The following is an 8,028-nucleotide window of genomic DNA, read 5'->3' as shown; positions in this document are numbered from 1 at the left end:
ACGGTCCGCCTCCGCAGAATCCCGGCGGCTGGGGGCCGCCGCCAGGCGGGCAGCAGTACCCCCCGCAGGGATATCCGCAGCAGCCGCAACAGCAGCCGCAGCAGCCCGGCGGCTACCCGCAGCAGGGCGGCTATCCGCAGCAGGGCGGCTATCCGCAGCAGGGCGGCTATCCGCAGCAGGGCGGCTACCCGCAGCAGGGCGGCTACCCGCAGCAGGGCGGCTACCCCCAGCAGGGCTACGGCCAGCAGCCGTACCCGCCCTACGCGGGCGGCGGGCCGGGGGTCCCCCCACCCGGCGACCCGCTCGTGCCGCCGGACCTGGGTGGCTGGGTCCAGCGGATCATCGGCACGGTGCAGCGCAGCCTCGTGCCGCTGCTGCAGATCCAGCTCGCCGTGGCGGTCATCGCGATCATCGTGTCGCTGCTGCTCGGCCCCGGCATGACGAACCTCGCCCCGGAGGACTTCGCCTCGGGGCAGGTCGGGTTCAGCTTCGTCGGCCTGCCGCTCCTCGGCGCGCTCATCAACTGGCTGGTGGCGCTGATCGGCGCGATCGCGGCCGTCCACGTCGTCGTGACCCAGGCCAACGGCGGGCCGGGCGATCTCGCCGCGGCGGTGAAGTTCGCCCCGTCGCGGCTGCTCCCGCTGATCGGCTGGAGCATCCTCGCCGGCCTGCTCGTCGCGGTCGGCTTCGTGCTGCTGATCCTTCCGGGCATCTACCTGCTGTGCGTGTTCGCCGCGACCCTCACCGGCGTCGTGGTGATCGAGCGCGGCGGGATCGGCCGCTGCTTCGCGCTGTTCAACAACCGCTTCGGCCCGACGCTCGGCCGGATGCTGCTGCTGTTCCTCGCGGGGATCGTGTACTACTTCATCGTCGGGCTCATCGTGGCCGTGGCCGGCGGGCCCGCCTCGGTCATCGGGGCGATCGTGCAGGGCTTGCTCGGCATCGTGGGTGGGATCGTCGGCACCGCCGCGATCGTGGTCACCTACGCCGAGCTGCGGTTCCACGACAAGCAGCAGCCGGGGGTGCTCACCCCGCAGCTGGCCGCAGAGCTGTACCGCTGACGCGGCGCAGCGACGGTAAGGCCGGGCCGGCCGGGGACACGTCGTCGGGTCCCCGGCCGGCGCACGCCGGTCAGCCGTCGGCCTCGTGTTTGGCGACCATCTCGGTGTCCACGCCGACGGCGCCGATCCCCATGGCGCCACCGGGGGAGCCGAGCGGCTCGTCGCGGCCGGGAAGGATCTCGTCGAAGAAGCGCGCGTTGTCCTCGACGTGTGTCTCCTGGTCGGGATCGACCGCCCGGTCCTGGCTGATCGCCTCGACCGGGCACACCGGCTCACACGCCCCGCAGTCGATGCACTCGACCGGGGAGATGTAGAGCTTGCGGGCGCCCTCGTAGATGCAGTCGACGGGACACTCGTCCACGCACGAGCGGTCCATCACGTCGATGCACGGGCCCGCGATCACGTACGGCACGGTCACCTCCAGGCAGTCGCGTCGAGAACGACGTTATGCTGATCGAAACACCCCGTTGATCACCACAACGTCGTTCTCGACGGGGGGACGGCGGATCAGGGGAAGTGGACGTACTCGTACTCGACGGGCTGGCCGTTGATGCCCTTGGTCGGCGGGGCGATCCAGCCGGCGATCTTGCCGGGCTCGTAGACCGGCCGCATCAGCGACTGGACGTGGGCGCGGTCGGCGTCCGACGGGAGCCAGGAGTCCCGCTTCGCCTCCCACACCTCGGAGGACACGACGTCCCCGCGCGGCGTGATGTGGTGCTCGGCGAACAGCCCGACGTGCCGGTTGAACCCGACGTGCGGCAGGGACAGCCGCCGGTCGATCCCGGCCTGCTCCAGCACCCGGTTCCAGCGCTTGAGCCCGTTCTCGCAGTCCGCGACGTACTCGTTGCGCAGGTCGTGGTTGAGCGCCAGCAGCGCCGGGACCTCGTCGGTGCCGATCTCCCCGTCGCGGACGACGGCGACGAGCGCCGAGTCCTCGGTGAGCACGTGGTCGTCGCGGCGGCGCTCCTCCTGCCAGCGGCCCTTGAGCCCGGCGGTGAAGTAGTTGGCCGCGTTCGTGGACTGCTCGGAGCCGAACAGGTCCAGCGACACCGAGTAGTGGAAGTTGATGTAGCGCTGGATCACGTCCAGCGAGATGCCACCGTGCGGAGCGATGTCGTCGGTGTCGTGCTCGTGCATCAGCTCGGCGGCGCGGGTGACCACCCGGTCGACACCCGTGGTGCCGACGAACATGTGGTGGCTCTCCTCCTTGAGCATGAACTCGCAGGTGCGCGACAGCGGGTCGAACGCCGACTCCTTCAGCGTCCCGAGCTGGTACTTGCCGTCCCGGTCGGTGAAGTAGGTGAACATGAAGAACGACAGCCAGTCCGGGGTCTCCTCGTTGAACGCGCCCAGGATGCGCGGGCTGTCCAGGTCGCCGGAGTTGCGCTGCAGCAGCGCCTCGGCCTCCTCGCGGCCGCCCCGGCCGAAGTAGGCGTGCAGCAGGTACACCATCGCCCAGAGGTGGCGGCCCTCCTCGACGTTGACCTGGAAGAGGTTGCGCAGGTCGTAGAGGGACGGTGCGGTCTCGCCGAGGCGGCGCTGCTGCTCCACCGAGGCGGGCTCGGTGTCGCCCTGGACGACGATGAGCCGCTGCAGGTCGGAGCGGTACTCGCCGGGCACCTGCTGCCAGACCGCCTCGCCCTTCTGCTCACCGAACGCGATCCGGCGGTCGGCGTTGCGCTCGGCGAGGAACACGCCCCAGCGGTACTCCTCCATCGCGACGTGCCCGAAGTGCGCCCAGCCGTCCCGGCCGACGTTGATCGCCGTGCGCAGGTAGACGTCCTCGGTCGGCAGGGCCGGGCCCATCGTCCGCCACCAGTTGAGGAAGTTCGGCTGCCAGGACTCCAGCGCCCGCTGGAGCTTGCGGTCGCCTGCGAGGTCGACGTTGTTGGGGATCTTCTCGGAGTAGTCGATGGCCATGGTCACACCCGCTTGCGGTCGAAGTCGGCCTTGCGGCCCGTGCCGTACCTGCGCAGCGCCCCCTCGGGCCCGGACGCGCTGGGTCGAACGAAGATCCAGTTCTGCCAGGCCGTGAGCCGGCCGAAGATCCGCGACTCCATCGTCTCCGGCCCGACGAAGCGAAGGTTGGCCTCCATGCCGGTGAGCGCGTCCGGCGACAGCGACGCCCGCTCCTCCAGCATGATCCGGATCTCGTCGTCCCAGTCGATGTCGTCGGGGGCGTCGGTGACCAGCCCCAGCTCCTGCGCCTCGGCGGCCTCGATGCGCCGGTCGGTCTCCTGGCGCAGCTTGGCGACCGTGTCCTCGTCGCCGTAGAACCGCGAGCCCAGCCGGGAGAGCCCGTTGGGCATGGGGAACGTGCCGAAGTTGGACGCCGACAGCACGATCTGGGCGGGCTCGCCCTCCTGCGCGTCGTCCTCCATGAACCCGTCGAGCATGTACTGGCGGTCGCACGCCAGCGCCAGCTCCAGCAGCGCCCCCGCGAAGCACGAGCCCGGCTCGATCAGCGCGATCAGCGAGCGCGACGTGACGTCGAGGCGCTTGAGGACCCGCTTGAAGTAGTGGCGGATCTCGTTGACCAGCCAGTCCGAACCGCTGTGCTGCGCGATGACCCGCTCGAAGGCCAGCGCGTCCTCGACGTCGCCGCGGGTGCGGACGACCCAGGTGCCCAGCTCCAGCTCGTTCGCGCGCAGCCGCAGGATCAGGTCGTCCAGCTCGCGGGTCACGGCGAGCGGCCAGAAGTCCGCACCCAGCTCGTGCACCCGCTCGACGGTGTCCGGGACGTCGCCGGCCGGGCCGTCGACGGTGATCTCGACCAGGCCGCGGGCGCGGTCGAAGCGCGCGTGGACGTGGCGGTACCGGATGCCGTCGGCGTCCTCCTCGCGCCGCAGCGGGGTGAGGGTGATGCCGCGGGCGTCCGCGGGGCGGGTCGAGCGCTCGGCGGCGGTCGCTGCGCGCTCGGCGACCGTCTCGTCCCAGCGCCGCTTCGGGATCACCTCGTCGACCAGCCGCCACTCGACGGCCTGCTTGCCGCGCACGCCCTCGGCGCGGGTGGCGAAGGCGTCCGCGCGGTCCTTGCGCACCTTGCGCTTGTCGGTGACGCGGGTGAGCCCACCGGTGCCGGGGAGCACGCCGAGCAGCGGCACCTCGGGCAGCGAGACGGCCGAGGAGTTGTCGTCGATGAGCAGGATCTGCTCGCAGGCCAGGGCGAGCTCGTAGCCGCCGCCCGCGGCGGTGCCGTTCACCGCGGCCAGGTAGGTCTGGCCCGAGTTCGCGGTGGCGTCCTCGATGCCGTTGCGCGTCTCGTTGGTGAACTTGCAGAAGTTCACCTTCCAGGGGTGGCTGGACTGCGCCAGCATCCGGATGTTCGCGCCCGCGCAGAAGTTGCGGTCCTTCGCGCTGGTGACCACGACCGCCCGCACGCCCGGGTGCTCGAAGCGCAGGCGCTGGGTGGCGTCGTAGAGCTCGATGTCGACGCCCAGGTCGTAGGAGTTCATCTTCAGCTCGTAGCCGGGGACGAGCCCGCCGTCCTCGTCGATGTCGAGGCGCAGGGTGGCGACGGGGCCGTCCACGTCGAGCGTCCAGTGCCGGTACGCCGACGGCTCGGTGTCGAAGGAGACCTTCGCCGTCGAGGTCCCGGCCTGGTCGGGGTCGAGTGTGGTGGTCATCGCGGCCCTCCCGTGGATTAGCTCAATACTCTACATGTTCGTTGCGTTGGTATCCAGAGCTGTAGAACATCAGGTCGCGGCGGTGCACGCCGGAGTCGTCGTCGGTGTACCCGGTGGAGTCGCGCGAACGGCACGTACGGGAAGACCTATTTCCCGTACGTGCCGTTCGCGCGACCGGGATCGGGCCGTCGGCCACCGGCCGCCGGCCGTCAGGCCGCCGGCGATCCGGCGCCGGTGCCGGCGCCCGCCCCCGCTCCCGGGTCAGCCGGTCGTCTCCGCCACCTCCGCGGTCGCGGTCGCCATCTCCCGCAGCCGGAACCGCTGGATCTTGCCGGTGGCCGTCTTCGGCAGCTCGGTCACCGCGATCACCTCGCGCGGCCGCTTGAACGACGCGAGCCCGGCCCGGCAGAACGCGACGACCTCCTCGGGCGAGACCTGCCGTCCCTCCCGGACGACGACGAACGCGATCGGCCGGTCCAGGCCGTCGGCGTCGGGAATACCGACGACCACGGCCTCGGCGAGATCGGGGTGCTCCAGCAGGCGGGTCTCCACCTCCGTCGGCGAGACCCAGATCCCGCCGACCTTCAGCACGTCGTTCGCCCGGCCCAGGCAGGTGTAGCTGCCGTCGGCGTTGCGGACGTACTGGTCGCCGGTGCGCATCCACTCGCCCTGGAAGACGGCCCGGTTGACGTCCGTGCGGCACCAGTAGCCGGTGCACAGCGAGTCGCCGGCGACGTAGAGCATCCCGGGCTCGCCTGCGCCGTCGATGAGCGAGCCGTCCTCGCGGCGCAGCTCGACCCGGTAGCCGGGCACCGGGAAGCCGGACGAGCCGGGGACGACCTTGCCCGCGACGTTCGAGATGAAGATGTGCAGCGCCTCGGTGGAGCCGATGCCGTCGAGGATCTCGAAGCCGTACTGCTCCAGCACGCCGTGGTACATCCGCGGCGGCAGCGCCTCGCCTGCGGAGATCCCGTTGCGGACGGTCGCGAACGTCTCGCGCGGCAGGTCCGCGGCCATCAGCGGGCCCCACAGGCTGGGCCCGCCGAAGAACAGCGTGACGCCGTGCTCGCGGATGCGGTCGGCGAACAGCCGGGGGTTCGGCCGCGACGGCTCCAGCACCGCGGATGCGCCCAGTGCGAGCGGGAAGAAGCACGAGTTGCCGATGCCGTAGGCGAAGAACAGCTTCGCCGCCGAGAGGCACACGTCGTCCGGTGTGACGCCGAGGACCCGGCGCCCGTAGGTCTCGGCGACGAACCGGATGTCGGCGTGCCGGTGCATGGCGCCCTTGGGGGTGCCGGTGGTGCCCGAGGTGTAGAGCCAGAGCGCCGGCGACTCGTCCCAGGTGGGGTAGGCGTCGATCTCGCCGTGTCCGCGCAGCGCCTCCCAGGTGTGGTTCTCGGCGGGCGTGGACGGCGCGGTGTCGCCGGTGAGCACGACGTGCCGCAGGTCCGGCGCGTCCGCCGCGGCCGTCTCGACGCTCGCGGTGAACTCGTGGCTGCCGAGCAGCGCCCGGGCGCGGGAGTCGACCAGGAGCGTGGCCAGCTCGCGGCCGGTGAGCATCGTCGAGCAGGGGACGGCGACGGCCCCCATGTGCATCGCGCCGAGGATGCCGGTGAGCAGCTCGACGTCGTCGACCATCACGAGCATCACCCGCTCCTCGGGGCGCACCCCGAGTGCGACGAGCCCGGCGGCGACCCGGCGGACCTCGGCCTCCAGCTCGGCGTAGGTGAGCGTGCCGCGCGGATGGCGGATCGCGACCCGGCCAGCGCGCCCGCCGTCCGCGCGGGTGAGGTAGGTGGCGGCGTTGAAGGGCTCCGTCATCGGCGACGCTCCGCAGGTGGTGGGCACGGGCGTCGAAACACTACCGCTACTCGACGGCACGTCAATCGCATGTAGAAGATCTCTCCTCTCCGGTCGGGGGTATCGGGACGCATGGCCGTCCTGCTATGAACGCCCAGTGTGGCGCGGAGCACTGCCCCGTGTCGTCCCGATCGGCCCGGTCGCGGGCCCGAGACCCTGGAGTGTCGATGAAGACCAAGGCCGCCATCCTCCGTGCTGTGCACCAGCCCTTCGAGATCGTGGAACTGGACCTCGACGGGCCCAAGGAGGGCGAGGTCCTGATCAAGTACGTCGCGGCCGGTCTCTGCCACTCCGATGAGCACCTGCGGCACGGCGACATCGTCCCGCGCTTCCCGATCGTCGCCGGTCACGAGGGCGCGGGGATCATCGAGGAGGTCGGCCCCGGCGTCACCCGGCTCAAGCCGGGCGACCACGTGATCTGCTCGTTCCTGCCCGTCTGCGGCGCCTGCCGCTGGTGCTCCAGCGGCAAGACCAACATCTGCGACTGGGGCGCCACGATCCTCGACGGCTGCATGCCCGACGGCAGCTACCGCTTCCACCTCGACGGCGAGGACCTCGGCGCGATGTGCATGATCGGCACCTTCGCCGAGCGGGCCACCGTCCGCCAGGAGTCGCTGATCAAGGTCGCGGACGACGTGCCGCTGGACAAGGCCGTGCTCATCGGCTGCGGCGTGCCCACCGGGTTCGGCTCCGCGGTGTACGCGGCCGAGACCGAGGTCGGCGACACCATCGCCATCTACGGCGTCGGCGGCATCGGGGTCAACGCCGTGCAGGGCGCGGCGCTGGCGGGTGCGGCGAACGTCGTCGCCATCGACCCGCTGGCCAACAAGCGCGAGATGGCCGAGCAGGTCGGCGCCACCCACTCCTGCGCCACGGCCGAGGAGGCCCACGAGCTGATCCAGCAGCTCACCCACGGCGTGGGTGCGGACAAGGCGATCGTCACCGTCGGCATCGTCGACGCCGAGGTCACCACGAACGCCTTCCACGCCATCCGCAAGGGCGGCACCGTCGTCGTCACCGGCCTGGCCGACCCGACCAAGAACACCATCGAGCTGCCGGGGGCCCTGCTCACCCTGTTCGAGAAGCGCATCCAGGGCTCGCTCTTCGGCTCCGGCGACCCGTACAAGGACATCCCGCGCCTGGTCAACATGTACCAGTCCGGCCAGCTCAAGCTGGACGAGCTGATCACCAACACCTACACCCTCGACGACGTCAACAAGGGCTACGAGGACCTCCTCAACGGCGTCAACATCCGCGGCGTGATCATCCACGACCCGAACTCCTGATCGTTCGCACGTCGACGGCCGTGCCGGGAGTCCGGCACGGCCGTCGGGGTCCAGGGAGGGATCCGTGACAACACCGGTCATCGGCCTGCGTCGCGAGCGCGAGGTGCTCACCGTGGCGCTGGCCACCGGCCGCCACATCGTGATCGAGGGCCCGCCGGGGACGGGCAAGTCCACGCTGCTGCGCTCGATCGCCCG

Annotated in this window: 6 protein-coding genes and 1 pseudogene; 3 read left to right on the top strand and 4 right to left on the bottom strand. The window is 71.0% G+C overall.

Going from position 1 to position 8,028, the window contains the following annotated elements; translation table 11 throughout:
- Positions 1-1,061 (top strand): annotated as a pseudogene (locus AB7J25_RS29060) (hypothetical protein); the annotation flags it as partial.
- 70 nt (positions 1,062-1,131) lie between these two features.
- Here the strand turns inward: AB7J25_RS29060 and fdxA are convergent.
- The 4 genes from fdxA to AB7J25_RS29040 form a co-directional block, all read right to left on the bottom strand.
- Entirely contained in the window at positions 1,132-1,473 is a 342-nt protein-coding gene (gene fdxA / locus AB7J25_RS29055; RefSeq protein WP_428514292.1) for a ferredoxin, read from the bottom strand.
- 95 nt (positions 1,474-1,568) lie between these two features.
- Positions 1,569-2,981, bottom strand: a complete 1,413-nt coding sequence (gene boxB / locus AB7J25_RS29050) for a benzoyl-CoA 2,3-epoxidase subunit BoxB (RefSeq protein ID WP_428514290.1) — start codon at positions 2,979-2,981, stop codon at positions 1,569-1,571.
- Positions 2,982-2,983: 2 nt separating this feature from the next.
- A complete protein-coding gene (gene boxC / locus AB7J25_RS29045) occupies positions 2,984-4,687 on the bottom strand; it encodes a 2,3-epoxybenzoyl-CoA dihydrolase (protein WP_428514288.1) in 1,704 nt (567 codons plus the stop codon).
- Between the two features lie 261 nt (positions 4,688-4,948).
- Positions 4,949-6,508 (bottom strand): benzoate-CoA ligase family protein, encoded by a 1,560-nt coding sequence (locus AB7J25_RS29040; RefSeq protein WP_428514286.1) that lies wholly within the window; start codon positions 6,506-6,508, stop codon positions 4,949-4,951.
- A gap of 206 nt (positions 6,509-6,714) precedes the next feature.
- Between AB7J25_RS29040 and AB7J25_RS29035 the strand changes: the two genes are divergently transcribed.
- Entirely contained in the window at positions 6,715-7,833 is a 1,119-nt protein-coding gene (locus AB7J25_RS29035) for an NDMA-dependent alcohol dehydrogenase (protein ID WP_428514284.1), read from the top strand.
- Positions 7,834-7,897: 64 nt separating this feature from the next.
- On the top strand, positions 7,898-8,028 hold a 131-nt coding region (locus tag AB7J25_RS29030), incomplete at its 3' end, for an ATP-binding protein (protein WP_428514294.1).

Origin of the sequence: Pseudonocardia sp., assembly GCF_050246655.1 — a bacterium.
In the GTDB taxonomy this organism is placed as follows: Bacteria; Actinomycetota; Actinomycetes; order Mycobacteriales; family Pseudonocardiaceae; genus Pseudonocardia.
Note: the sequence above shows the minus strand (reverse complement) of the source record. Positions and strands in the feature narration are given on the sequence as shown.

Excerpts from the sequence above, each read along its gene's own strand:
- boxB (WP_428514290.1), bottom strand. The coding sequence starts at position 2,981 with ATGGCCATCGACTACTCCGAGAAGATCCCCAACAACGTCGACCTCGCA.
- boxC (WP_428514288.1), bottom strand. The coding sequence starts at position 4,687 with ATGACCACCACACTCGACCCCGACCAGGCCGGGACCTCGACGGCGAAG.
- AB7J25_RS29040 (WP_428514286.1), bottom strand. The coding sequence starts at position 6,508 with ATGACGGAGCCCTTCAACGCCGCCACCTACCTCACCCGCGCGGACGGC.
- AB7J25_RS29035 (WP_428514284.1), top strand. The coding sequence starts at position 6,715 with ATGAAGACCAAGGCCGCCATCCTCCGTGCTGTGCACCAGCCCTTCGAG.